The 26,008-nt window shown below is 65.1% G+C and carries 22 protein-coding genes; 17 read left to right on the top strand and 5 right to left on the bottom strand.

Annotation, left to right across the window (positions count from 1 at the left end):
- Positions 1 to 71: 71 nt before the first annotated feature.
- A complete protein-coding gene (locus tag BJA_RS25420; RefSeq protein WP_011087806.1) occupies positions 72 to 1,316 on the bottom strand; it encodes an MFS transporter in 1,245 nt (414 codons plus the stop codon).
- 170 nt (positions 1,317 to 1,486) lie between these two features.
- On the opposite strand from BJA_RS25420, the gene BJA_RS25415 reads away from it, so the two are divergent.
- The 5 genes from BJA_RS25415 (at position 1,487) to BJA_RS25395 (ending at position 11,041) form a co-directional block, all read left to right on the top strand.
- Positions 1,487 to 2,839 (top strand): Nramp family divalent metal transporter, encoded by a 1,353-nt coding sequence (locus BJA_RS25415; protein ID WP_011087805.1) that lies wholly within the window; start codon positions 1,487 to 1,489, stop codon positions 2,837 to 2,839.
- A gap of 628 nt (positions 2,840 to 3,467) precedes the next feature.
- Positions 3,468 to 6,491 (top strand): ATP-binding protein, encoded by a 3,024-nt coding sequence (locus BJA_RS25410; RefSeq protein WP_236842072.1) that lies wholly within the window; start codon positions 3,468 to 3,470, stop codon positions 6,489 to 6,491.
- Positions 6,488 to 7,774: a hypothetical protein gene (locus BJA_RS25405; RefSeq protein WP_011087803.1), complete on the top strand. Its 1,287-nt coding sequence runs from the start codon at positions 6,488 to 6,490 to the stop codon at positions 7,772 to 7,774. Before BJA_RS25410 ends, BJA_RS25405 begins: the two co-directional genes overlap by 4 nt.
- Before the next feature lie 19 nt (positions 7,775 to 7,793).
- On the top strand, positions 7,794 to 9,605 hold the full coding sequence (locus tag BJA_RS25400) for a hypothetical protein (RefSeq protein WP_011087802.1): 1,812 nt from the start codon (positions 7,794 to 7,796) through the stop codon (positions 9,603 to 9,605).
- On the top strand, positions 9,602 to 11,041 hold the full coding sequence (locus BJA_RS25395; RefSeq protein WP_162494115.1) for a Dyp-type peroxidase: 1,440 nt from the start codon (positions 9,602 to 9,604) through the stop codon (positions 11,039 to 11,041). Before BJA_RS25400 ends, BJA_RS25395 begins: the two co-directional genes overlap by 4 nt.
- A 20-nt stretch (positions 11,042 to 11,061) precedes the next feature.
- Here the strand turns inward: BJA_RS25395 and BJA_RS25390 are convergent, their stop codons facing one another.
- From BJA_RS25390 to hemB, 3 genes are all read right to left on the bottom strand, one after another.
- The gene (locus BJA_RS25390) at positions 11,062 to 11,838 is read right to left on the bottom strand and encodes an arginyltransferase (protein WP_011087800.1); all 777 of its coding nucleotides are present in this window, start codon (positions 11,836 to 11,838) and stop codon (positions 11,062 to 11,064) included.
- Between the two features lie 119 nt (positions 11,839 to 11,957).
- The gene (locus BJA_RS25385; protein ID WP_028171628.1) at positions 11,958 to 12,515 is read right to left on the bottom strand and encodes an RDD family protein; all 558 of its coding nucleotides are present in this window, start codon (positions 12,513 to 12,515) and stop codon (positions 11,958 to 11,960) included.
- A 293-nt stretch (positions 12,516 to 12,808) separates the two neighbouring features.
- Positions 12,809 to 13,870, bottom strand: a complete 1,062-nt coding sequence (gene hemB, locus BJA_RS25380; RefSeq protein WP_038966342.1) for a porphobilinogen synthase — start codon at positions 13,868 to 13,870, stop codon at positions 12,809 to 12,811.
- Between the two features lie 123 nt (positions 13,871 to 13,993).
- On the opposite strand from hemB, the gene BJA_RS25375 reads away from it, so the two are divergent.
- The 12 genes from BJA_RS25375 (at position 13,994) to BJA_RS25320 (ending at position 24,697) form a co-directional block, all read left to right on the top strand.
- Positions 13,994 to 14,497 (top strand): DUF6163 family protein, encoded by a 504-nt coding sequence (locus tag BJA_RS25375; RefSeq protein WP_038966341.1) that lies wholly within the window; start codon positions 13,994 to 13,996, stop codon positions 14,495 to 14,497.
- Positions 14,498 to 14,976: 479 nt separating this feature from the next.
- Entirely contained in the window at positions 14,977 to 15,495 is a 519-nt protein-coding gene (gene ldtR / locus BJA_RS25370) for a transcriptional regulator LdtR (RefSeq protein WP_011087797.1), read from the top strand.
- A gap of 197 nt (positions 15,496 to 15,692) precedes the next feature.
- Positions 15,693 to 15,929, top strand: a complete 237-nt coding sequence (locus BJA_RS25365) for a hypothetical protein (RefSeq protein ID WP_028171631.1) — start codon at positions 15,693 to 15,695, stop codon at positions 15,927 to 15,929.
- A 37-nt stretch (positions 15,930 to 15,966) separates the two neighbouring features.
- Entirely contained in the window at positions 15,967 to 16,188 is a 222-nt protein-coding gene (locus tag BJA_RS25360; protein WP_011087795.1) for a hypothetical protein, read from the top strand.
- Between the two features lie 266 nt (positions 16,189 to 16,454).
- Positions 16,455 to 17,753, top strand: a complete 1,299-nt coding sequence (glyA, locus tag BJA_RS25355; protein WP_011087794.1) for a serine hydroxymethyltransferase — start codon at positions 16,455 to 16,457, stop codon at positions 17,751 to 17,753.
- A gap of 15 nt (positions 17,754 to 17,768) precedes the next feature.
- On the top strand, positions 17,769 to 18,251 hold the full coding sequence (nrdR, locus tag BJA_RS25350; RefSeq protein WP_011087793.1) for a transcriptional regulator NrdR: 483 nt from the start codon (positions 17,769 to 17,771) through the stop codon (positions 18,249 to 18,251).
- Positions 18,248 to 19,396 (top strand): bifunctional diaminohydroxyphosphoribosylaminopyrimidine deaminase/5-amino-6-(5-phosphoribosylamino)uracil reductase RibD, encoded by a 1,149-nt coding sequence (gene ribD, locus BJA_RS25345; RefSeq protein WP_011087792.1) that lies wholly within the window; start codon positions 18,248 to 18,250, stop codon positions 19,394 to 19,396. Before nrdR ends, ribD begins: the two co-directional genes overlap by 4 nt.
- A gap of 1 nt (position 19,397) precedes the next feature.
- Positions 19,398 to 20,006: a riboflavin synthase gene (locus BJA_RS25340; protein WP_011087791.1), complete on the top strand. Its 609-nt coding sequence runs from the start codon at positions 19,398 to 19,400 to the stop codon at positions 20,004 to 20,006.
- Between the two features lie 154 nt (positions 20,007 to 20,160).
- Complete coding sequence (gene ribH / locus BJA_RS25335) at positions 20,161 to 20,652, top strand: 6,7-dimethyl-8-ribityllumazine synthase (RefSeq protein ID WP_011087790.1); 492 nt, start codon at positions 20,161 to 20,163, stop codon at positions 20,650 to 20,652.
- Between the two features lie 3 nt (positions 20,653 to 20,655).
- On the top strand, positions 20,656 to 21,153 hold the full coding sequence (nusB, locus tag BJA_RS25330; RefSeq protein WP_011087789.1) for a transcription antitermination factor NusB: 498 nt from the start codon (positions 20,656 to 20,658) through the stop codon (positions 21,151 to 21,153).
- Positions 21,154 to 21,310: 157 nt separating this feature from the next.
- The gene (gene thiL / locus BJA_RS25325) at positions 21,311 to 22,309 is read left to right on the top strand and encodes a thiamine-phosphate kinase (RefSeq protein ID WP_011087788.1); all 999 of its coding nucleotides are present in this window, start codon (positions 21,311 to 21,313) and stop codon (positions 22,307 to 22,309) included.
- A 267-nt stretch (positions 22,310 to 22,576) separates the two neighbouring features.
- Complete coding sequence (locus BJA_RS25320; protein ID WP_011087787.1) at positions 22,577 to 24,697, top strand: sodium-translocating pyrophosphatase; 2,121 nt, start codon at positions 22,577 to 22,579, stop codon at positions 24,695 to 24,697.
- Between the two features lie 276 nt (positions 24,698 to 24,973).
- On the opposite strand, the gene BJA_RS25315 is transcribed toward BJA_RS25320, so the two are convergent.
- Positions 24,974 to 25,975, bottom strand: a complete 1,002-nt coding sequence (locus BJA_RS25315; RefSeq protein WP_011087786.1) for a Bug family tripartite tricarboxylate transporter substrate binding protein — start codon at positions 25,973 to 25,975, stop codon at positions 24,974 to 24,976.
- Positions 25,976 to 26,008 lie beyond the last annotated feature (33 nt).

The raw sequence follows: 26,008 nt of genomic DNA, 5'->3' as shown, positions 1-26,008 counted from the left end.
GCCTACGTCGTCCTGGCGAAAGCCAGGACGACGAGGAGGATGCTGCGCCACTTTCCGCAATCGCGACGCAGCTAACACCTCACCGCCACTTCGTCCCCCACCATGTCCGGCTGCCGGTCGAGTGACGCGGCCGGTGACAGCAGGATCACGAGCGCCTGCATGCCGAACACCGCCGCCGCGAGATAAAGGCACGCCTCCGCGCTCCAGAGCCCGCCGACGATTGCCCCCAACGCCGAGCCGAGCGGGCGGGCGCCGTAGCTCATGATGTTGATGGCGGAGACGCGGCCGAGCAGGCGCGGCGGCGTCACGGACTGGCGCAGAGTGGTGGTCGAGATCACCCACAGGATCGGCCCGACGCCGAGCAGGAAGAAACTCAAGGCCGCAAGCCAGGGCGAGGGGACCAGCACCGTCAGCGCCATCACCAAGGAGGCGGCGAAGCCGGTGACCGGGCCGAGGCCGACAACCGTGCCGAAGGCGACGCGCTGCATCACGCGCGTCGCGAGCAGCGCGCCGATCACCATGCCGACGCCGTACATCGTCAGCACCGTGCCGACGCCGGCGGCGGTCAGCCCGAGATGGCGCACGGCATAAGGCACGAACACGGCGATCTGCAAGAACCAGCCGGTGTTGAAGATGAACTGGGTGATGAAGACCGGCCGTAGCAGCGGATGGTGAAACACGAAGGCTGCGCCTTCGCGGATGTCCTGGAACGGATGGCGCCGCGGCGCCGGCGTGCGGGCGGGCTCGTAGATGCCGGAGAGCAGCACCACGGCAATGGCCGAGAGCGCCGCGGCAAAGCCGAAAGCCAGGCTCGCGCCCCACCAGCCGACCAGCGCGCCACCAAGCGCAGGCCCGCTGGCAAAGGCGATGGTGCGCGCGAGCTCGATCCGGGCATTGGCGGCTGGCAACAGGTCCGAACTCACCAGCGAGGGCACCAGGGCCGGTGCGGCCACGCTGTAGACGACGGTGCCGCACACGGCAGCGAAGCCGAGCAGGGCCAGCAGCGGCAGATTGAGGGCGCCGAGCGCAAGCAGCAGCACGATCGCCGCGAGGGCTGCGGCCCGCAGCGCCTCGGCGCCCGCCATCAGAGCGCGGCGGGAGATGCGGTCGGCGAGCAGGCCGGCCGGGATGGCGAAGAGCACGAACGGAAGTGTCAGCGCCGTCTGCAATAGGCCGGTCTGGCCTTCAGCGACCCCGAGCGTCAGCACGGCGACGATGGGGGCTGCGGCCAGCGCGATCTGCTCGGCCGATTGCGCCGCGAGATTGGACCAGGCGAGGCGGTTGAAGGTGTCGGGGAGGCGAGGCGGATTTGACATGGCTCATTTCCTGCAGAGTCGGATTGGCGCCAGTATCCGCCCCCGAGACCGGCCAAACCCACCCGCTTCCCGACAGGCCCGGGGCAAAACAGGTCCGTGCCGGGAACCGATGCGGCCAGATGCAGTTGCAAATGAGTTGCAATAAGCTTCGACTTCGGTATTCTGACCACATGGATGCCCGATCGCCCGATTTAACCACCGACGCCGCCGGCTGGCGCACCGACGTGCCGACCACAAAAAGCCTGGCCGAGGTGAATGCCTCCGTCGCCCTCCCCACGGCGGGGGTGTGGTGGCGGCGGCTGCTCGCCTTCGTCGGTCCGGGCTATCTCGTCTCGGTCGGCTACATGGATCCCGGCAACTGGGCGACCGACCTCGCCGGCGGATCGAAGTTCGGCTACACGCTGCTCTCGGTCATCCTGCTCTCCAACCTGATGGCGATCCTGCTCCAGTCGCTGGCGGCGCGGCTCGGCATCGTCACGGACCGCGACCTCGCGCAGGCCTGCCGCGCGACCTATTCGCCGGCGGTGAACTTCCTGCTCTGGCTCGCCTGCGAGGCGGCGATCATCGCCTGCGATCTCGCCGAGGTCATCGGCACGGCGATCGCGCTCAAGCTCCTGTTCGGCATCCCCCTGATCGGCGGCGCGCTGATCGCCGCGCTCGATGCCTTCCTGCTGCTGCTATTGATGAACCGCGGCTTCCGTTTCCTGGAAGCCTTCGTCATCGCGCTGCTCGCGGTGATCGCGGTTTGCTTCGCGGTCCAGATCGTGGCCGCGGCGCCGCCGGTCGCGGAGGTCCTGCATGGCTTCATGCCGAAGAGCGAGATCTTCACCAATCCGGAGATGCTCTACATCGCGATCGGTATCATCGGTGCCACCGTGATGCCGCATAATCTCTATCTGCACTCCTCGATCGTGCAGACGCGCGCCTATGAGCGCAACGAGACAGGCCGGCGCGAGGCGATCAAATGGGCGACGACGGACTCGACCATCGCCCTGATGCTGGCGCTGTTCATCAACGCCGCGATCCTCGTGGTCGCCGCGGCAACCTTCCACAAGAGCGGCCATTCCGACGTCGCCGAGATCGGCCAGGCTTTCGAGCTCTTGTCACCGCTGCTCGGCCTCGGTATCGCCTCGACGCTGTTTGCCATCGCGCTGCTGGCCTCGGGCCTCAACTCGACGGTGACCGCGACGCTTGCAGGCCAGATCGTGATGGAGGGTTTTCTCGATCTGCGCCTGCCAAGCTGGGCGCGCCGCCTGCTCACGCGCGGCATCGCGATCATTCCGGTGATCATCGTCACGGCGATCTACGGCGAGCGCGGCACGGCCGATCTCTTGGTGTTCAGTCAGGTCGTGCTGTCGATGCAGCTGCCCTTCGCCGTCATCCCGCTGGTCCGCTTCGTCTCCGATCGCCGCAAGATGGGCAAGTTCGCGATTTCCCCGTACGTCGCTGCGATCGCGTGGATCGTCGCGGGCGTCATCGTGGTTTTGAATCTGAAGCTGCTGGCGGATACGCTGTTGGGGTGAGCCGAGGCGGCCGCTTGCTCCGCCTGGCCACAACAGCCGCGCCCGGTGGCATTTTGGGCTAGCGGCCTGATTTTCCCAAGAGCACGAAAGGGCGGATGGGCACACGCCTGAACCTCGATTTTGTGAACTGCCTCACTTTTCAATTTATGCGGGGCGCGTATACTGCCCACCAATTGCTACTAGGACGAGTGTTGTAGGGCGTAGTGTCATGTTGTTTGTTTCAGGATTGATTTTACTCCCCGCGGGATGATCGGCGGCCCGCGCCGGATAAAGTGCGCCGACCGCATTTTCTCCGGATACATCTATCGGTTCTGCGCGAGCCCGGTCGGCACGCGAATGGTTGGTTAGATTCATTGCTTTGATTGACGGCTTGTTTTTTCGCTGCGCGGGTTCACGTCCGGGAGGGGACGATGATCAGGCCAGGAAGCATCGGTTGTTTCGGTAAATTCATTGATGAATGGGGGCTGCCGTGACCAGGTGTCCCACGTGTTCAACGCGTGTTGCCCGCGAAGATCGGTTCTGCTCGCAATGCGGCGCGGATCTCAAGCGTCGCGTGGTGGAGCCCGGTACCCAGGATCGGGGCGCACAGGTCGTCCAGCTGCGTGATCATCCGCCGTTACGATCAAAGATGCTGACCGAGAATAAGCACGTCAGCGTGCTTTTCGCCGATGTCTGCGACTCGACCGCATTGCTGCAGCATTCCGACCCCGAAGAAGCCCGTAACTACCTCGGCAAGGCGCTGAACCAACTGGCCGAGGCGGTCGAGACCTATGGCGGCACGGTCAGCCAGTTGCTCGGCGATGGGCTCGTCGCCTTGTTCGGTGCGCCCCTGGCGCAGGAGGATCACGCCTTACGTGCGTGCCTTGCCGCCCTCAAGATGCAGAGAGCAACCGTTCCCGGCCATGACGTGCAAGGCGTTGCAAGTCCGACGCTGCGCATCGGCATCAATTCGGGAGAGGTGCTGGTCGGGGTTGTCGGACAATACGATTGGTCGCACTACGGAGCAGATGGCAAGACGATTCACCTTGCGTCCCGGCTCGAAAAGATGGCACCGCCCGGCGGCATTCTGGTCAGTGCCGCGACGCAGCGGCTTGTCGCCCAGCAGATCGAGACGCGGTCGGTAGGGACCCGGCAAATACGGGGATTGGACGAGCCGATCGAACTCCACGAGGTCGTGGTCGAGACCGAAAGTTCGGCAGCGGCGCCGCTGACGCGCAAGCAACGCTGGGCGCCTCTGGTCGGACGCGAAGATTCCTTACGGATCCTGGCAGGGGACCTTGAGGTCGTTCGAAAGGGTGGAATGCGAACGATCGGGCTGTGCGGCGATGCCGGGATCGGAAAGTCCCGCTTGGTTGCCGACTGGACGGCCGCCCTCGCAAGCGAGGGCATGGACGTCTGCGTTTCGCAGGCGAGAGGCTATGCGAGCACGCGCGCCTACAGCGCCGCCGCGGACCTGATCGCGAGCCTGGTTGGGCTGGTGCAAATGAACGTGACGGACGTACGGCAGTCCGCCAGGCAGGCCTTGATCGAGGGATGGCCAGCCGAGGGCGCCGAACATCTCGCGGCGGCCAGCGACCTGTTGGGGCTGGCGGCGCCCGATCAGGCCTGGCTGGCGCTGAACCCGGTACAACGACGGCGCCGCATTGGCGAAGCACTGCTGTGGCTGGTGCGCAGGCGCGCGCGGTCTGGCCCGTTCGTGCTGGTGCTCGAGGACGTTTTCCTGGCCGATCGCGAGAGCCGGAGGTTGTTCGAGGCCTTGCTTCCGAAGCTTCAGGAGTTGCCGGTTCTGGTCTGCGTCAGCTATCGGCCCGATTTCGAGCACCAGTGGCGGCAGGCGCCGTGGTTCGTAGAGCGCATGATCGAGCCTCTGCACGACGGCCAGATGCTCAGGCTCGCGCGTGCCCTGCTGGGGGACGATCCATCCGTGCTCGGCGTCATGAACGAGCTGGTCGCCCGCGCCGACGGTAATCCCTTCTTCCTCGAGCAACTGGTCATCACCCTCATCGATGACGGATCGCTCGAGGGAACGCCGGGAGCGTACCGCCTCCAGAGGCCTCTCGGAGAGCTGCGCGTGCCGGGCTCGATCGCCGCGGTCATCGGCGCGCGGACCGACAGGCTGCCCGAGGCCGCCAAGTCTGCGCTCGAGGCTGCGGCCGTTCTTGGCGATCCCATCACGCGCGACCTGATCGCCACGATGCAGGCGGTGGACATCGCGCGCGCCGAAGAATTGCTCGCCCTTTGCGTCGCGTCCGGCCTCCTGTCGTGTCCGGAGCAGACGAGCCTGTCGCTCGAGCCGCAGGCGTTCGCGTTCCGCCACGCGCTGGTGCGCGACGTCGTGCTCGGGGTGCTTACGCGCAGCAGGCTCAAGGCGCTGCATCGACAGGCCTTCCTGGCGCTCCACGCGCAGCCGGGAGCCGCGGATGCCGATGCCGCGCCGGTGTTGGCGCATCATTCCTTCAAAGGCGAGGAATGGGAGCAGGCGGCGAAGTTCGCCATCAAGTCGATGGCACGAGCCATCTCGCATTCGGCCAATCAGGAGGCCCTCCAATTGTTCGAGAAGGGGATCCAGGCTGCACGGCGTGTCGACGGCGCCCCGACTGCGCAAGCCCTGGAGCTTGCGCTTCGTCTGGAAGCCATCGGGGCAATGATGGCCCTTGGGCAGATCGACGACATCTTCAGCAACATGGAAAGGGCTGAAGCCATTGCCGTGCAACTGAACGATCAGCGCGCACGGGCGGCGGTTTCGACCGAGACAGCGGTGTTTCTGTGGATGCGCGGTCGTTTCGAGCAAGGCTTGCGCTACGCCTCGCAGGGCCTGGAAGCGGCCCGCCTTGCACAGCGTCGCCACATGACGATGGCGGCGCATCAGACGCGCCTGATGCATCTGCATGCCCTCGGGCGATACGCGGAAGCGGCCGTCGAAGGCAACGTCCTGCTGTCCGAATACGGCCCGGAACTGTCGGCGCACTACGTTCAGCCCGGATGGGCCGCCATTCCCATCATCAACCTGTATGCGTTTCACGCCAGCACGCTCTGGCGCCTCGGGGACAGCGAAGCCGGTAGCGCCTTCTGCGCCAAGGCCTACGAGATCTTGTCGAACATCGACCACCCATACTCCCGTCTGCTGGTCGATACCGTCCAATCGCAGATGTGGATCGAGAACGACGAGCTCGACCGGGCGGAACGCATGATGCGCGTGGACCTGCAGCAGTGCCTGACGCACAACGTGCCGACCATGCTTTCCGTTTGCATGGGCGTTCTCGGCAGCGCGCTTGCACGCAACGGCAAGGCTGCCGAAGCGGTGCCCATGCTGGAGAGAGGGTTCGCCGATCGCATCTACGAGGCGGCCGGCCCCTACGGCCGGACGTTCATGCGTGTGAGCCTCGGTGTCGCCTATCGCAAGCTCCGACGGCTGGACGATGCGATCGCGGTCGGACGCAAGGCGGTCGAGCAGGCCGCTGAAGAATACGGGCACCAGACCGAAGCTCTGTACGAGCTCGCTGAAACGTTGCGGCACGCCGGCGATCAGGCCGGGGCCGAAGCGCATTTCAAGCGAGTCGCCCTGGCGGCGGAACGCCTGGGCATGCCCCACTATCAAAGGCGGGCCGCAGCGGCCCTCGCGGATTGGCGGAAGGATGGGCATGCAGCATGAAACTCTCCACTTATGAACCCGACGCCTTGCAGCCGGGAGCACGCAGTCTCTCCTATGGTGTCTTTTGCTGGCTCAACCGCCACATCACCGTCTTGCGTGCGCTCGGCGCACTGCTGCGGCGCTGGCCCTCGGTGGGGGGCTTGTTCGGCATGGTGGCACGCGCCAGTGCCGTCAAGGACGTGCTGACGCGCACGCGCAGCTTTTCCAACACGGCGCATGCGGCCAACATGGTCTCCGGAGACTATCTCATCGGGATGGATCCCGGCCCGACCTATTCGGCCGATCGGGATCTCGTCCATGCGCGGTTGGCGGCTCTGGACGTTCCAGCCGATTCCGATGCCGAGGCACAGCGCCGGATCAAGGACCTGAGCAAGCCCGGAGCGGCCGAATTCGATCTGATCGATGATTACCTGATGTGGGTCGTATTCCACGCCATGAGACCCCTGTTTGGAGATGCGATAGGCGCCGTGGTTGCGGGGTCGGCGACCAACGCTGCGCAAGGCGATGTCGATGAAGGCTTGCAACGACAGTACATGCTTGAGATCCGATACGTCGCGGGGCAGCTGCTGGCCGGCAACCTGGCGACACTCGACCTCCGGCGGCGGGCGGAATCGTGTGGGGATGCGCTACAGGCGCGCATCGATCGCGTCACCGGCCCCATCGGCGCTGCGTGGGGCGTCAAAAGCTCCTCCGAGGACATTGAACGAAACGCGGTAGGCCTTGCCTGGATCTCGCATCCGGTCACCGTCCAGTCGGGAGCCCTTGTCATGCAAGAGCTGCTGGGACGACAGAAGGTCTATGAACAGCTGCGATCGCGGGCCAGGGCTCTCGGCGAGTCCCGCGTCTGGACCGACCCCGATTTTCGCAAGGCCGTGCGCAACCATGTACTCGAGCTCATGCGCTTCCGGCCGATTTTTCCGCTGCTGGCGCGCGACGTGCCGCGGGATACGGAAATGGAGACGGGCGCGCGAAGCAACGCTGGATGTCCGGGCGGCGGCAAGGTCTCGCTGTTGTCGATCGCTGCCCTGTTCGATCCCAGCGCGGTGCCCCAAAGCGGTCGCTTCTGCCCGAACCGCGATTGGGGCAGCGAAGATGCCTTGCGGTATCTCATGTTCGGCTATGGCTACCGCCAATGTCCCGCCCGGGACTACGCGGTGGATATCCTGACAAGCGCGCTGATCGGCTTGCTCACCTTGCCCCGGCTGCAACTGGCGCGCGGTGAAGGCAAGGCCATTGCGTATGACGGACCGCTGATGTTGTGCATGCGCATGCGTATCACCTGAGCACGCGGAGAAGACAGCCATGCTCGAGATTGTCCGGCAGCAGATGATCTGCATCGTTGCGCCCGGCTGGCCCGGCGGAGGCGGTCTCCCGCAATCACTCCAGGATGCGCTGGACAGCCTCTTGCGCGATGTCGCGGTGGTTCACTTCGCTTCGATCGGGCTCCTGCCGGCGGTGGCCGATGCCGCGGAGCAAAGGCCCTCGCTGATGCTCGAGCTTGCGGTCGAGGAGGGCCTGCGCCCGTACGACCTGCTGTATCGCCTCATCCACCATCCCGGCGGCGCGATGTGGTCGCTGTTCGGTGCCATGGTCGCTCCCGGCGTTGCGGTCCCCACGGCGCAGCACGAGCAGCAATTGCTGGACAAGCTGATGCAGTGGCACAGCATCGCCGATGGCGCCTTCGTCGGCGCCCGCGACCGGTCGGTCCGGCAGATCAAGATGGAGCAGGACCTGCTCGAGCGCACGCGAGCCGAGGCGCGGACGCTGAAATCCAAATACGGCAATGATCGCACCGCGTTCGCGCTGGCACTGGCGCGATGGGCATACGCAGACCCACGCTTCGAGTGGGCGGCCACGCCTGCACCGCGTTCCTACTGGCGCGGGAAGGGGGCCGGCATCGGCGCGAAGCTCGCCTATCCGGTAGCGGCGATCGTCCTGTGGTTTGTCGCGCTCTGGCTCGTCTCGGCACTTCCGCGCGCCTACAATTGGTTCTTCGGCGAACCGGGTCCCATCGTGCAGGCCGTGGAGGACGCTGTCAGCAAGACGAGCAAATGTCTGCTGGCGATAAGTGGACACGGTTTTCTGGCGTTCGCGGTGATTGCATTTCTCGTGTGGCTGTTCCTGGTCCCGCTGCCTGCGCAATTCGTGTCATGGAGGCGCTGGTTGAACAGCGTTCAGCAAGAGCTCGACCGGCCGACTGAGACGTTCTCATCGCTGTCGACCTATGTCGGTGGCTGGGTCATCGGCGTGCCGCTGCTGCTGGCCATAGCCGCGTGCGCCATAGCCTACACTTTCGCGCCGCTGGCCTATGCGCTCGCTCCGGACTATATGGCGCGTATCGTCGAACCAAAGATACCAAAGCTGACCGGATTGGAGATCATCGGGATCGCCGTCGCTGTGATCGCCGTGGTGCTTTGCATCGGTGCGCTGTTCTATTGGCTCAATCGCCGCTTCACGAAGCTGAGCGAGCAGTTCTTCCATCCGCTCGAAGACGACGTTCCGCGTGCCCAGCAGATCCATCCGTCGGTCGAGAGATGCGAGGCGGAGCTGGTCCGTAAGACCCAGCACATGTTCAGCCTTACGGATGTGCGTCGTCCGAACGGGTGGAGCGCGTGGTGCATCCGGACGGCCCTGCGTATCGTGACATTCGCCGGACGGGTGTTTTTCACGCAAGGGTGGCTCGGAAATGCGCCGGGCATCCATTTCGGTCACTGGCACATCATCGACAACGGTCGCCGCTTTCTGTTCTGCTCGAACTATGACGGCAATTTCGGCGGCTATCTCGACGATTTCATCAACGGTGCTTCTACCGGAACCACGCTGGCCTGGCGGTGGACGGAGCTCAGTCCACGCGCGCCGGCGGTGGACGGTCAGCCTGGCATTGCCGCGCCGCGCAGCTTCCCGCCGACGCGCTTTGTCATCTTCCGTGGTGTGAAGTGCGAGCTGAAATTCAAGTCCTACGCGCGCGACAGCATGCTCCCGCACATCTACCATTTCGACGCGTGCAACAGGACGATCGAGCAGATCAATCTTGCGACCGGACTGCGCGACGCCCTGTTCGGCGAGCGCAACGAGAAGAACGACGACCTGATCATGAGGGCGATCGAGACATGAAGCACGCACCGCTTCTCTCCGAGCAAAGCGACGACATCCAGGGCATGCTGAAGAGCGGCTTCGGCTGGCTCAAGAGCAGCCGCTTCTGGTTGCTCACGATCCGCGAAGGCCGCGTGGATCAGGCCCGGGCCTGGCTCGCGAAACTCGTCGACAGCGGTTTGGTCGTCAGCGCCAAGCGTGTCGGGACGGGCAGGAAGAAACCGGAAGAGTCGATCAGCGAGGCCGTGGCGGTCGCCTTCAGTTTTTCAGGGCTGAAGAAGCTTGGCTGTACCGAGGCGGAAACGCATCCGTTTCCGACTGCTTTCAGCAGTGGCATGGGAAGCGCATTGCGCAAAGAGCTGTTGAGGGACGCTGGGCGTGATCAATGGCGCTGGTCGGATGTTGAAGACCCCGACGGCCGCCAAACCGTTCACATCCTCGTTGCGCAATGGTGGGTGCTCGACGAAAAATCGCGAATGGAGGATCCCGATCCGGATGCATTCATCGTCAGGACCGTTGAAAACAATCCTTGCTCGTTCAAGAAAGAGGAAGATGGCAAACTGCGCGAGCCGTTCGGGTTCCGCGACGGCCTCGCTCAACCCGTGATCCGCGGCCTCAGGGAAGAGGGGGGGGCCGCGCTGAAGCAGGCCAAGCGCGATGCCGGCGACCTCTATGAGGATCGTGTCGTCGAGCCCGGAGAATTCATTCTTGGCTATCGCAACGAATATGACGAACTCACCTACTGTCCCAACGTGAAGGAGTGGCCGCAGTCCAGTGCCCGCTTCACGCTGAACGGAAGCTACCTGGCCGTGCGGCAGATCGCGCAGGATGTCGATGCGTTCGAGCGGTTCAAGGCAGCGAATGGCCGGGCGATCTGCGAAAAAATGATGGGGCGTCGGATGGACGGCATGCCGCTCGGATGGCAGGGACCTCTGGGGTCGGATTCGGCGGCGGACGCCTTCCGCTATCGAGTCCAGGACGCAAACGGCTTCGTTTGCCCCCAGGGAGCTCATGTCCGCCGGTCCAATCCGCGCGATTCCCTTGGCATCGATGTGCCATCGAGCATCAAATCATCCAAGCTGCACAGGTTGCTCCGCCGTGGACGGCCCTATCGTGAGACGACCGAAAGCGGCACGTCGTGCGATGGCTTGTTCTTTATCGCGTGCAATGCCGATATCGAGCGCCAGTTCGAGTTCATCCACCAGCGCTGGGTGCAAAACCCCCGGTTCGGGACTCTTGAAGGCCAGGACGATCCTGTCGTGGGTTCGTCGCCTGTCCCGAAGACGTTCACCATTCCGGGATTGCCGAGCGGCAGCGAAGTGACGCTGGCCTCGTTCACGCAGGCGCTCGGAGGCGGTTACTACTTCTTGCCGGGGATCGCGGCGCTTCAGTTCATCGCCGGAGGTCGCGCCGGTGCAAAGCCTGCCCCGTCGCGTCAGGTTGAAGCGGCCTCCTGAGAGGGAAGACGGCGGAGGGCTTAGTCCTGCGGCTCTGACGCCGCATCCCCTTGCGCGTCGATGCGCAGCCAGCCCGACGGAGCGAGGCGCTGCTGCGGCAGGAAGCGGGCCTTGTAGTCCATCTTCTTCGAGCCCTCGATCCAGTAGCCGAGATAGACATAGGGCAACCCTTGCCGACGGGCGCGGGCGATGTGGTCGAGGATCATGAAGGTGCCCATCGAGCGGCTGACCTGGCTCGGCTCGAAGAAGGAATAGACCATCGACAGGCCGTCGCTGAGCACGTCGGTGAGCGCAACCGCGATCAGCTCCTCGCCGCGGCCGGTGATACCGCTGTCGGGGCCGCGCTTGCGGTACTCGATGATGCGGGTCTCGACATGGCTGTCCTCGACCATCATGGCGTAGTCGAGCACGGTCATGTCGGCCATGCCGCCGTGGCGGTGGCGAGCGTCGAGATAGGCACGGAATACCGAATATTGCTCGGAAGTCGGGACCGCACTGCGCTGCTCGCCGATGATGTCGGCGTTACGCGCTATCACCTTGCGGAAGTTGCGGGACGGGCGGAACTCGTTGGCGATGACCCGGACCGACACGCAGGCGCGGCACTGGTCGCAGGCGGGCCGATAGGCGATCGACTGGCTGCGGCGGAAGCCGCCATGGGTCAGGAGGTCGTTGAGGTCGCCCGCGCGGTCACCCACGAGGTGCGTGAACACCTTGCGCTCATGCCGGCCCGGCAGATACGGGCAGGGAGAAGGCGCCGTAAGGTAAAATTGGGGGGTGTCGCGCGAGTGCTGGGTCAAGGGACGTCGTGGGCCTCCAAAACGGGTGTCAGCATCGCGCTACGGAAGCCCTCGGTCAATTGGTCTGCTCGGCAGGTCAGATCACTCAGCTTAGCCGGTCCTGGTTGATAGGTTCTTGATCAGTAGGTTCTGGCGCCCTGGGGCAGGGGTGCGCGGACCGAGTTGTTGATCACGACCGTTCCGAGCACGAAGTCATGCAAAAGGCGCCGGCGGCCGTTGAACAGGCCGACCAGGACCACGAACGGCGACAGGAACGAAACTGTCACCCAGAACAATACGGCATGGGTGGCGCCGAGCACGAAATAGCCAGGAGCGCCGTACCAGGTGCGCAACTCCAGGTCCATCACCCGCATGCCGATCGTCGCCGACGACGGACCGCCGATGCAGGCGCCGTAATAGACGATGGCCCAGATCACGGACGCCGGCCAGGCCAGCCAGAACAGCGCCCAGCCGATACCGAGCGTGACCACGCCGAACAAGGCGATGAAGAGGTAGCCGAGGATGACCGGCACCGCGATCACGACCATGTCGATCAGGAAGGCGAACACCCGCCGCGTCGCGACGCCGCGGAACAGTTCCGGGTGCAGATATGGATCGTAAGCGTGCGGTTGCACCCCGCCGTCATTGCGCCAGGCGCCTGCCTGGGGTCCTGAATTGCCCGAGTCCGAATACGACATGGTCCATCCTCCAGATGGGAAACTTCCGTGGCAGGACATGGGAACAGGCCGTCCGCGTGCCAAGGGCGTCGGGATTAACAAGCCGAAATATTCCGGCGATTCGGGGGCGAGGGGGCGGGAGGGACGAGCTGCAACCGCGAACCCAAGCGTCGTCCTGGCGAAAGCCAGGACCCATTACCCCAGGAAGAGTTTGGCGAAGACCAGAAGTTTGATTCCTTCGCTGGTACGAATACCGCCCGCCATCGATGGATCACGCGGTATGGGTCCCGGCCATCGCCAGGACGACAATGACCTTACCCCTGCGTCCGCAGCTTCTCCGCCGCCTTCGGGGCAAAGTAGCTCAGCACGCCATCCGCGCCGGCGCGCTTGAAGGCGAGCAGGCTCTCCATCATCGCGCGGTCGCCGTCGAGCCAGCCGTTGCCCGCGGCCGCCGCGATCATCGCGTATTCACCGGACACCTGGTAGGCGAAGGTCGGCATCGCAAAGGTGTCCTTCACGCGGCGGACCACGTCGAGATAGGGCATGCCCGGCTTCACCATCACCATGTCGGCGCCCTCGGAGATGTCGAGCTCGACCTCGCGCAGCGCCTCGTCGGTGTTGGCGCTGTCCATCTGGTAGGTGCGCTTGTCGCCGGTCAGCGTCTTGGCCGAGCCGATGGCGTCCCGGAACGGGCCGTAGAAGGCGGAGGCGTATTTGGCCGCATAGGCCATGATCTGCACGTCGATGAGCCCTGCCTGGTCCAGTCCCTCGCGGATCGCGGCGACGCGGCCGTCCATCATGTCGGAGGGCGCGATGATGTCGCAGCCGGCTTCGGCCTGCACCAGGGCCTGGCGCACCAGCACGGCGACCGTCTCGTCGTTCAGGATCGCGCCGTCCGCGATCAGGCCGTCATGGCCGTGGCTGGTGAAGGGATCGAGCGCGACGTCGCAGAGGACGCCGATCTCCGGAAATTCCTTCTTGATCGCGCGTACCGCCTGGCAGACCAGATTGTTCGGGTTGCAGGCCTCCGAGCCTTCCTCGTCGCGCAGGGACGGGTCGGTGTAGGGAAACAGCGCGATGCAGGGGATCGTGAGCTTCATCGCGCGCTCGGCCTCGCGCACGGCCTGGTCGACGCTGAGGCGCTCGACGCCCGGCATCGAGGCGATCTGCTCGCGCTTGTTGTTGCCGTCGATCAGGAACAGCGGCCAGATCAGATCGTCGGTGGTGAGCACGTTCTCGCGCACCATCCGCCGGGCCCACTCGGCCTTGCGGTTGCGGCGCGGACGGATGGCCAGATCGAGGGCAGGGGAGGCTGCCGCGCCATCCCGGCGCGAAACCTCGCGCAATTCGATCGGACGCCCGTATTTGATCGCCATCACTCTTCCTCCGGCTGGAATTATTCTTATACCAGCTCGCATGGTTCCCGTCACCGCGGCTTGACCTGCCGCAAGGGATGGCAGCCGATTGATTTTGCGGGGCGAAACAGCCAGAAGGGAGCCATGTCCGAGATCTCCACCCGCGATGCGGCCCGCGACAGCGCCAACGCCAGGGACGCCGCCAGAGACAATGCCAGAGACAATGCAATGTCGGTGGCGGCGATCTCGTCGGAGCGCTCGGAGTCCGACGACAATGTCTGGACGCGCCGGCTCGTGCTGTTCCTGCGGGTGATGGCGGTGCTCTCGATCCTCAAGGGCCTCTATCATTGGGCGCAGGTGACCGGCTTCGTCGGCGGCGAGGACGAGGCGTTCGAGAACCAGTCGATGGCCTGGCAGGCCGCGACCGTCTACTTCGCCGTGATCGAGCTCGTCGCCGCCGTCGGGCTGTGGCTCGCAACGCCCTGGGGCGCGGTGGTGTGGCTGACGACCGTGGTGTCGATGGCGGTGATCGAGCTGATGTTCCCGGGAATCTACGGCGGCAGCCTGGTCGTGGTCGGCGTCGAGGTCTTCATGCTCGCCGCTTATCTGGCGCTCGCCTGGATGGCCGCGCGCGAACGGCCGCCGTAGGGCGGATGCAGGACTCTTGTAGGATGGGTAGAGCGCAGCGAAAGCCATCACCGACGTGCGCCCGCATCGATGGGTTTCGCTTCGCTCTACCCATCCAACGATCTGTTCAGCTCCGGGACACGAGAGCAGAGTTCGGCGCTTGGTTGACCGCTGGTTGCCTAAAATTCGAAGTAAGTTTTCGCTAACCTAGCCTGGTCCGCCACAGCTCTTACGCGCGCGTTTCGAAACGGGGCGGGGCTGTTCTGGAATGCGACAACCGGGGCGGACGGAGGGTGAACAGGACCTTGCGAGGGTCAACAGAGGGTTGCGAAAAGCCCTTGTGGCACAGGCTTAATCCGCAATTCACTGTCTTAAATTCATGATCTCTTTATTCTCTTATTTAAGCCGATCTTCAAACGAGCCCCTTAAGTTGCACCTATCAGACGGGACACAAGTTTCGTCGAATAAGTGTCGATAAAAACGACAACAGGGGAAGTGTCATGATGAAAGCCGTCGCAACTGCGGCAGATACCGCAGAGCGCGTCTCCGGCCAGCAGGGTTCGGTGCAGTCGCTCTATCTGGAAGCTTTGACTCTGGTGGAGCGGCTGCATCGCCGGCTCCTCGACGTCATCAAGGACGAGTTCGATCGCCGCGGTCGCGCCGACATCAACTCGGTGCAGGCGCTCCTGCTCTACAACATCGGCGACAAGGAGCTGACCGCGGGCGAGCTGCGCACGCGCGGCTACTATCTCGGCTCCAACGTCTCCTACAATCTGAAGAAGCTCGTCGAGCTCGGCTTCCTCGATCACCAGCGCTCGCGCGTCGATCGCCGCTCGGTGCGCATCCGCCTGACGCCGCAGGGCCAGGAAGTCCGCCGTATCGTCGACTCGCTCTACCAGAAGCACGTCAAGACGGTCGAGCAGGTCGGCGGCATCTCGGGCGAGGAATTCTCGACCCTCAACAAGTCGCTGCACCGTCTCGAGCGGTTCTGGACCGACCAGATCCTGTATCGGCTCTGAGTTTCCAAGGGATCATGGCCAAGCCGGCCCGCAACAAGACCGGCAAGCCTCCCGAACGTGCCTGACTTCCCCAAGCGCACCGGCCCGGTTTCTCCCGGACCGGTGCGTTTTGTCATTTTGCAGTTGCGAGAAAATTCGCCGATCGGGTGGAACCGGAGCCCGGTATCGCCGTTAGTTCTCTGGATTCGGAGGATGCGATGCTGGTCGGGCGCGGGCTGCAGGTCATGAACGTCCAACTCGTGAGTGATGCCTATGCCATCGCCGCGAATTACCTCCGCCGATCCGGTGCGATTCCCGACACGCTCGTCACCAACGAACACCTGCTCGAGATCATCATCAAGCTGCTCCAGCACGGCGAATTCAACAAGATCAGGCTCGCCAACAAGGCGATCGCCAGGTTCGAGACGCAGTCCGAGGCCCGCGCGGTTGCCTGATCAAAACTCCCGACATTCCAGAGAACCAGAGGGTGCCATGGACGCTGCCATCGACCGCATCATGCAGACTTATGACCTGCTCGCCAATCGCACGGCGGCGGCCAGCGAGGAGGCACGCGCCAAGGTGACGAACTACCTCAACACGCTGATTGAAGCGGGTGAGAAGGACCCGCACAGGTTGACGGTCTGCGGCCTGACCTATCTGCGCCAGCTCGACGGCAGCGTGGACCCCGTGAAGGCCGGGTATACTGGGCTCTAGGGGGGAGGGGCGGCTCTCATCGGCCGGCAGGACCTTAAGGTCCAAAACGGCCCCTTCAGGCATCATCGGAACGGGGCGGTTCCAGCGAACCGCTCCAGCGTCCGGATCCTTCAATCCCCACCATATCTTGCATAAATATCAGGCCCGACCCGCAACTACTTGGCCGGGGGCGGGCGATGTGGTAGATCGCGCTCGCCGCTTCCGATCGCCACACCAGACCCGCCCGTAGCCCGCCAAAAGGCTGCGGCGGTGGAGATATTCGCAAGATGACCTCAGCCAAAACCGCCTCCGCGCCCGATTCGTTTTTCACCGCCTCGCTCGACCAGGCCGACCCGGAAATCGCAGCCGCCATCAAGGGCGAGCTCGGCCGGCAGCGCCATGAGGTCGAGCTGATCGCCTCCGAGAACATCGTCAGCCGTGCCGTGCTGGAAGCGCAGGGTTCGGTGATGACCAACAAATATGCGGAAGGTTATCCGGGCGCGCGTTACTATGGCGGTTGTGAGTGGGTCGACGTCGCCGAGAACCTCGCGATCGACCGCGCCAAGAAGCTGTTTGGCGCTGGCTTCGCCAACGTCCAGCCGAACTCCGGCAGCCAGATGAACCAGGCGGTGTTCCTGGCGCTGCTCCAGCCCGGCGACACCTTCATGGGCCTCGACCTCGCGGCCGGCGGCCATCTCACCCATGGCTCGCCCGTCAACATGAGCGGCAAGTGGTTCAAGGCCGCGCACTATACCGTGCGCCGCGAGGACCAGATCATCGACATGGACGCGGTCCAGAAGCAGGCCGAGGAGATCAAGCCGAAGCTGATCGTCGCCGGCGGCTCGGCCTATTCGCGCGCCTGGGACTTCAAGCGTTTCCGCGAGATCGCGGACAGTGTCGGCGCTTACCTCCTGGTCGACATGGCCCACTTCGCCGGCCTCGTCGCCGGCGGCGTGCATGCCTCGCCGGTGCCGTATGCGCACGTCACCACAACGACGACGCACAAGTCGCTGCGCGGTCCGCGCGGCGGCCTGATCCTCTCTAACGACGAGACACTCGCCAAGAAGCTCAACTCGGCGATCTTCCCGGGCCTGCAGGGCGGCCCCCTGATGCATGTGATCGCGGCGAAGGCGGTCGCCTTCGGCGAGGCGCTGCGTCCGGACTTCAAGGTCTATGCGAAGAACGTCGTCGAGAACGCCAAAGCGCTGGCCGAGGCGATGAAGAGCCACGGGTTCGATATTGTGTCCGGCGGTACCGACAACCATCTGATGCTGGTCGACCTCAGGCCGAAGGGCCTGAAGGGCAACGTCTCGGAGAAGGCGCTGGTCCGCGCAGCCATCACCTGCAACAAGAACGGCATTCCCTTCGACCCCGAAAAGCCCTTCGTGACCTCGGGTCTGCGTCTCGGCACCCCGGCGGCTACGACCCGCGGTTTCGGCGTCGCTGAATTCCAGCAGGTCGGCGGCATGATCGCCGAGGTTCTCAACGCGATCGCGCAGTCCGACGACGGCAAGGCGCCGCTGGTGGAAGCCGCGATCAAGGAACGGGTCAAGGCGCTCACCGACCGGTTCCCGATCTATCAGTAAGGCTAGGCCAAGCGGATGCGCTGCCCGAACTGCAACAGTCTCGATACGCAGGTAAAGGACTCGCGTCCGACCGAGGACTCGTCCGTGATCCGCAGGCGGCGCGTGTGCGTCGCCTGCAATTTCCGCTTCACCACCTTCGAGCGCGTGCAGCTGCGCGAGCTCACGGTGATCAAGCGCAACGGCCGCCGTGTGCCGTTCGACCGCGACAAGCTGATGCGCTCGGTGCAGATCTCACTTCGCAAGCGGCAGGTCGAGCCGGAGCGGGTGGAGAAGATGGTCTCCACCATCGTGCGCGAGCTCGAGACCGGGGGCGAAGCCGAGATCTCCTCCGAGGTGATCGGCGAGACCGTGATGGAGCATCTGCGCACGCTCGACGACGTCGCCTATGTGCGCTTCGCCTCGGTCTACCGCAATTTCCGTGAGGCCAAGGATTTCGCCGACGTGCTCGGCGAGCTCTCCGGTGAGGAGGAAGCGCGGCTCGCCGCGATCCGCAAATGATCTTCCGCATCCTGGAGGATCAGTTCGCGCAGAAGATCCGCGAATCCAAGGACGCCGATCGCCGCTTCATGCAGCTTGCGCTGGCGCTCGGCCGGCGCGGGCAGGGGCGGACCTGGCCCAATCCGGCCGTCGGCGCCGTCATCGTGAAAGACGGCGTCATCGTCGGCCGCGGCTGGACGCAGCCCGGCGGACGTCCGCATGGCGAGCCCGAGGCCTTGCGGCGTGCCGGTGAGGCGGCGCGCGGGGCCACGCTCTACGTCACGCTGGAGCCGTGCTCGCATTTCGGCAAATCGCCGCCTTGTGCCGATGCGGTGATTGCGGCCGGCATCAAGCGCGTGGTGGCGGCGATCGAGGATCCCAATCCTGAAGTCGCAGGCCAGGGCCATGCCCGTCTGCGTGCGGCCGGCATCACGGTGGACGTGGGTCTCTGCGCGGCGGAGGCTGCGTTCGACCACGCCGGGCATTTCCGCCGCATCCGCGACAGGCGCCCACATGTGATCCTGAAGCTCGCAGTCTCGCCCGACGGCAAGATCGGCGCCGCCGGCGGCAAGCCGGTCGCGATCACGGGCGAAGCTGTGCGCAATCGCGTCCATCTGCTCCGCGCGCAGAGCGATGCCATCCTGGTCGGCATCGGCACGGTGCTGGCGGATGATCCGCTTCTCACCTGCCGCCTGCCCGGCATGGCTGCGCGTTCGCCGGTGCGCGTTGTCCTCGACCAGAGCCTGCGCATGTCCGCGGCGAGCCAGCTCGTGCGCTCCGCGCGCGAGACGCCGCTGTGGGTGGTGGGCTCTGAACTTGCCGAGGCTGCGGCCGCCACGCGGCTTGGAGCAGCCGGCGCGCAGATCATCCGCGTACCGCCGGGAAACGCCTCCGGGCTCGATCTGCCGGCAGTGCTGCATGTGCTGGCCGAGAAGGGCATTTCGCGGCTGATGGTCGAGGGCGGCAGCCGCGTTGCGGCTTCGTTCGTGGCGGCCGATCTCGTCGACGAGATCTGGCTGTTCCGCGGCGCGGAAGAGGTCGGCAGCAGCGGCGTCGATGCGCTCGATGCATTGCCCCTGTCGAAAATCACGCAGTCGCAGGCCTACAAGGTTCATGCTAGCGAGACATTCGACAAGGATACTCTCACCATCTACGAGCGCGCCTAACATGTTCACCGGCATTGTCACCGATCTCGGCGAGATCGTCAGCTTCACGCCAACGGCGCAGGGCCAGTTGCACCGGCTGCGCATCGCCTGCAGCTACGATCAGACCACCATTGCCGATGGCGCCTCGATCGCCTGCAACGGCGTCTGCCTGACGGTCGTCGCTTCAGGTGTCGCGGGCGGCAAGGCCTGGTTCGACGTCGATGCGGCCGCCGAGACGCTGGCGCTCACGACGGCGAAGCACTGGAGGGTGGGCACCAGGCTCAATCTCGAACGCGCGCTCAAGATCGGCGATGAGCTCGGCGGCCATATCGTCGCCGGTCACGCCGACGGGATCGCGACCATCGTCAGCCGCGAGGACCTGCCCGACATGGCGCGGTTCGTGCTCTCCACGACGCGCGAGCTGGCGCGGTTCATCGCCACCAAGGGCTCGATTACGCTCGACGGCGTCTCGCTGACGGTCAATACGGTTGCGGACGTGACCTTTTCGGTGCTGATTATCCCGCACACGCTGACCGTCACGACGATCGGCGGCTGGAAGGCGGGGGCCGAGGTCAATATCGAGGTCGACCTGATGGCCCGCTACGCGGCGCGGCTGACGGAAATGAAGTGACCGGCGCAGCCGGTCATTCCGGGGCGGTCCGTAGGACCGAACCCGGAATCTCGAGATTCCGGGTTCGCTCCGCGCCCCGGAATGACAGTTTAAAACTTGGCTTACATGCGTTCGGCGACTACATAGCGCCGACCCCTGTGAAACGGATTGAACGATGGCAGACGCGCGGCGCGCACCCTTGAAGGACCAGACCGACATTTCCGGCGCGCGTGCGCTGATTGTCGAGGCGCGGTTCTATGACGATCTCCAGGATGCGCTACTGGACGGCGCAGTGGCCGAGCTGAAGGCCGCCGGCCTGACGCATGACGTCATCACGGTTCCCGGCGCGCTGGAGATCCCGGCGGCGGTGGCCATTGCGGTCGATGCCGCGGCGGCCAACGGCAAGCCCTACGATGCGGTGATCGCGCTCGGCTGCGTGATCCGCGGCGACACCATCCATTTCGAGATCGTCTCGCAGGAATCCTCCCGAGCGCTGATGGACCTTGCGGTTTCGCGAAAGCTCCCGCTCGGCAACGGCATTCTCACCGTCAACACCGAGGCGCAGGCCTGGGCGCGGGCGCGCGCCAGCGAGCTCAACAAGGGCGGCGATGCCGCGCGCGCTGCGCTTGCGATGCTGCGCATCAAGCGCCGCCTGGCGCGGGCCTGAGCCATGGCCGACAACAACAAGAAGCCGGCGGGGCTTACGGAGAAGAAGGCGAACCGGCGCGGTGCGGCGCGGCTCGCGGCCGTCCAGGCGCTGTACCAGATGGATATCGCCGGCGCCGGCATCAACGACATCTTCGCCGAGTTCGAGAGCCACTGGCTCGGCAACGAGGTCGAGGGCGACACCTACCTGCCGGCCGAAGCCGCGTTCTTCCGCGACGTCGTCTCCGGCGTCGTGCGCGACCAGAAGAAGCTCGACCCCCTGATCGACGAGGCGCTGTCGAAGGGCTGGCCATTGAAGCGGATCGAGGCGATCCTGCGCGCGGTGCTGCGGGCCGGGGCCTATGAGCTCCAGCATCGCAAGGACGTGCCGGGCCGCGTCGTGGTCTCCGAATATGTCGACGTTGCCAATGCCTTCGTCGATCGCGAGGAGACCGGCATGGTGAATGCGGTGCTCGACCAGATCGGCCGTCAGTTTCGCGGTGACGAGTTCGGGCGAGGGTAAACACATATTCCGCTGTCATCCCCCGCCTTGTGCGCAGTTGCGCACTGGGGCGGGTGATCCAGTACGCCGCGGCAGCGGTTATTGAAATCGGGCGTCTCGGCGTACTGGATCGCCCGGTCAAGCCGGGCGATGACAGTGGAGTTTGGGGCTAGCGCCGATGACCAACGCACCGGAAAACTCCGCCGAAGACTCCCTCATCGCGCGCTATTTCAAGCCGCTGGCGACCGATCCCGGTGCGTTCGGGCTGGTCGACGATGCCGCGGTCCTGTCCTCGTCCGGCGACGACATCGTCGTCACCACCGATGCCGTGATCGAGGGTGTGCACTATCTTGCCACCGACCCACCCGACACCATCGCGCGCAAGGCGCTGCGGGTGAACCTGTCCGATCTCGCCGCCAAGGGCGCCGTGCCGGCCGGCTTCGTGCTGACGCTGGCGCTGCGGAGCAAGGAGGACGCCTGGCTCGGGCCGTTCGCGGATGCGCTGGGCGAGGATGCGAAAACCTTCGCGTGCCCGCTGCTCGGCGGCGACACGGTGTCGACGCCGGGGCCGCAAATGATCTCGATCACCGCCTTCGGCCGTGTGCCGCGGGGTCGGATGGTCGGCCGCACCGGGGCGCGGCCAGGCGACCGTATCCTGGTGACAGGCACGATCGGCGATGCCGCGCTCGGACTTGACGTGCTCACGGGCGGCGCTGCGGCTGCGGCGCTGGCGTCCGATCCTGCCGCAAGGGAAGCTCTGGTCTCGCGCTATCGCATCCCGCAGCCACGCAACGTGCTGGCGCGCGCGGTGAGGGATCATGCGTCGGCTGCGATGGACGTCTCCGACGGGCTCGCCGGCGACCTGACAAAACTCTGCGCGGCGTCGGGCGTCTCGGCCTCTGTGGACGTGGCGAACGTGCCGCTCTCGGCCGCCGCGGCGGGCCTGATCGTGCGCAACGCCGTTTGCGTCGAGACGCTGCTTGCCGGGGGCGACGATTACGAGGTGCTGTGCACGGTGCCGCCGGCGCAAAGCGATGCGCTGATTGCCGCGGGGCGGGCCGCTGGCGTTGCGGTCACGGCGATCGGCATGATCGTCGCAGGGAGCGCGCGGCCGCGCTTCCTGGACGGCCAGGGCCAGGAATTGGCTTTGAAGCGGCTGTCCTACAGCCACTTCTAGGAATTGCTCCAAATCGCGGCGTTCGGGCGATGGGCTGAGGACTTGGAGCTCAGGACTTGCTCAGGACTTGGCCTAAATACTTGCCGAGATCGGCTTTTTCGGCCGCTTCCGGCGTTGCACCATCAAGTTGATTTTGGCAAGCTCGCGACCGACTGAGGCCGCCCCTTCGGGAAAGGGGGCGGCCTTGTTCGAAATCAAGGCGCCGCACCGCACGACGGACAATAAAAGGCGCCGGGGACACATCAAGGATCTGAGGCAAAAAATCACATGACAGCATTATGGTTGATAGTGCTCTGCGGAGTGCTTTCCGTCGTCTACGCGATTTGGGCGACGTCTTCGGTGTTGAGCGCGGATGCGGGGTCGCCGCGCATGCAGGAGATCGCAGCTGCGGTGCGCGAAGGCGCACAGGCCTATCTGCGGCGCCAGTACACCACGATCGGTATCGTCGGCATCGTCATCTTCGTGCTGCTTGTCTATTTCCTCGGGTTCTATGTCGCGATCGGTTTTGCCATCGGCGCCATCCTGTCGGGGGCGGCCGGCTTCATCGGCATGAACGTCTCGGTTCGCGCCAATGTGCGCACCGCCCAGGCGGCGACCACGTCGCTCGCCGGCGGCCTCGAGCTCGCCTTCAAGGCGGGCGCGATCACCGGCATGCTGGTGGCGGGTCTCGCGCTGCTCGGCGTGACCCTCTATTTCGGCTTCCTGGTCTATTCGCTGAAGCTCGCGCCTGACAGCCGCGTCGTCGTCGACGCCATGGTGGCGCTCGGCTTCGGCGCCTCGCTGATCTCGATCTTCGCCCGTCTCGGCGGCGGCATCTTCACCAAGGGTGCGGACGTCGGCGGCGACCTCGTCGGCAAGGTCGAGGCCGGCATTCCCGAGGACGATCCGCGCAACCCGGCGACCATTGCCGACAACGTCGGCGACAACGTGGGCGACTGCGCCGGCATGGCCGCCGACCTGTTCGAGACCTATGCGGTGACCGCGGTCGCCACCATGGTGCTCGCGGCGATCTTCTTCGCCAAGACGCCGATCCTCATGAGCATGATGACGCTGCCGCTCGCCATTGGCGGCATCTGCATCATCACCTCGATCATCGGCACCTTCTTCGTCAAGCTCGGGCCGAGCCAGTCGATCATGGGCGCGCTCTACAAGGGCCTGATCGCAACCGGCGTGCTGTCGCTGATCGGCATTGCCGTGGTGATCTACACGCTGATCGGCTTCGGCAAGCTCGACGGCGTCGATTATACCGGCATGTCGCTGTTCGAATGCGGCGTCGTCGGCCTGATCGTCACCGCGCTGATCATCTGGATCACCGAATACTACACCGGCACCGACTATCGTCCGGTGAAGTCGATTGCGGCTGCGTCGGTGACCGGCCACGGCACCAACGTGATCCAGGGCCTTGCGATCTCGATGGAGGCGACCGCGCTGCCTGCGATCGTCATCATCGCCGGCATCCTCGTCACTTACAGCCTTGCCGGCCTGTTCGGCATCGCGATCGCGACGGCCACCATGCTGGCGCTGGCCGGCATGATCGTCGCGCTCGACGCCTTCGGTCCGGTGACGGACAACGCCGGCGGCATCGCCGAGATGGCGGGCCTGCCGAAGGAGGTGCGCAAGTCGACCGATGCGCTCGACGCCGTCGGCAACACCACCAAGGCGGTCACCAAGGGCTACGCGATCGGTTCGGCCGGTCTCGGCGCGCTCGTGCTGTTCGCGGCCTACAACCAGGACCTCAAGTTCTTCGTTGCGGATTCCGCGCATCACACCTACTTCGCCGGCGTCAATCCCGACTTCTCGCTGAACAATCCCTATGTGGTGGTGGGCCTCCTGTTCGGTGGTCTGCTGCCGTATCTGTTCGGCGCGATGGGCATGACGGCCGTGGGCCGTGCGGCGAGCGCGATCGTCGAGGAGGTGCGGCGTCAGTTCCGCGAGAAGCCGGGTATCATGCAGGGCACCGACAAGCCGGACTACGGCAAGGCGGTCGACCTGCTGACCAAGGCGGCGATCAAGGAGATGATCATCCCCTCGCTGCTGCCGGTGTTGTCGCCGATCGTCGTCTACTTCCTGATCTACGCGATCGCCGGAGGCGGTGCGACCGGCAAGTCGGCGGCGTTCTCGGCGGTCGGCGCGATGCTGCTCGGCGTGATCGTGACGGGCCTGTTCGTCGCGATCTCCATGACCTCCGGCGGCGGCGCCTGGGACAACGCCAAGAAGTACATCGAGGACGGTCACTACGGCGGCAAGGGCAGTGATGCCCACAAGTCAGCGGTGACCGGCGACACCGTCGGCGATCCCTACAAGGACACGGCGGGACCCGCGGTGAACCCGATGATCAAGATCACGAACATCGTGGCTTTGCTGCTGCTGGCGATCCTGGCGCACTGAACCTGTCGCGCGCTACAAACGACAAACCCGCGGTGCAAACCGCGGGTTTTTTGTTGTCCGCTTTACGGGGGACCGTCGCCATGAAGGTCGAGACGACCAAGTGTATCCGGTGCGGCTGCGACATGCTGATGGCCGACACGGTCTGTCCGACTTGCGGCAGGGTGCAAGCCGGTGGCCGGCAATCCGGTGCGCGTACAATGCTGGCGGTCGCGCTGGCGGCGGCCGTCCTCATCGCCTTCAACTGGTTCAAATCTCCTGCGCCGCAAGCGAGCCCGCCTACTGCACATCCATCTGCAAACCTTCCTTCTGGATGATGCCGGCGAACTTCTTCGTCTCGGCGTCCACGAAGTCGGCGAACTGCTGCGGCGTGCCGTAGTCGGCGCGGGCGCCCATGGCGGCGATGTTCTTCTTGATGTCGTCGCGCTCCAGCATCGCCTTCACCTGGAGATTGAGCGCTTCGAGCACCCCGGCGGGGACGCCTTTCGGCAGGAACACCGAGAACCACGACGAGACGTCGAAATTGGCCAGCTCCGGTGCGCTCTCGCGCATGGTCGGCAGGTTCGGCGCGAGGTCGCTGCGCTCGGCGGTCGTCACGCAGAGGCCGGTGAGCGTGCCGTTCTGGACCTGCGGCAGGCTCGGATAGAGGTTGTCGAACAGGATCTGGATGTCGCCGGCGAGCGCGGCCTGGAGCGCGGGCCCGGCGCCGCGGAACGGGATGTGCGTCATCTTCAGCCCGGTGAGCTGCAAGAACCAGGCGCCGGTGAGGTGAGGGCTCTGGCCGACGCCGGAGGAGGCATAGCTGAGCTTGTCCGGATTGGCCTTGAGATAGGCGATCAGCTCGGCGACCGACTTGATGCCGGTCTTCGGATGCGCCGACACGATGTTCGGGATCCGGATCATGTTGGAGACCGGCTGGAGCTGGTCCGGCTTGTAGGTGAGGTTCTTGAAGATGCTGTAGGCGATCGCGTTCGGCCCGGGGTTGCCAATCAGGATGGTGTGGCCGTCCGGCTTGGCGCGAACCACCTCGGCGGTGCCGATCGTGCCGCCGCCGCCGGAGCGGTTTTCCACGACGGCCGACTGGCCCCAGGCGGTTTGCAGATGGGCGGCCAGGAGCCGGCCCATGACATCAGTCGAACCGCCGGCCGCAGCCGGCACGACGAGGCGGACGTTTTCGGTGGGTTTCCAGTCCGCCAGGCTCGACCGCGGCAGGATCGCTGCAGCCGACAGGCCGGCAGCGCCGGTGAGCACGCGGCGGCGGGACAACAAGGTTTTCGGCACGAATCCACTCCCAGCTTCTTGTTTTGCAGGGAG

The sequence above is a fragment of the Bradyrhizobium diazoefficiens USDA 110 genome (assembly GCF_000011365.1).
GTDB classification, from domain to species: Bacteria; Pseudomonadota; Alphaproteobacteria; order Rhizobiales; family Xanthobacteraceae; genus Bradyrhizobium; species Bradyrhizobium diazoefficiens.
Note: the sequence above shows the minus strand (reverse complement) of the source record. Positions and strands in the feature narration are given on the sequence as shown.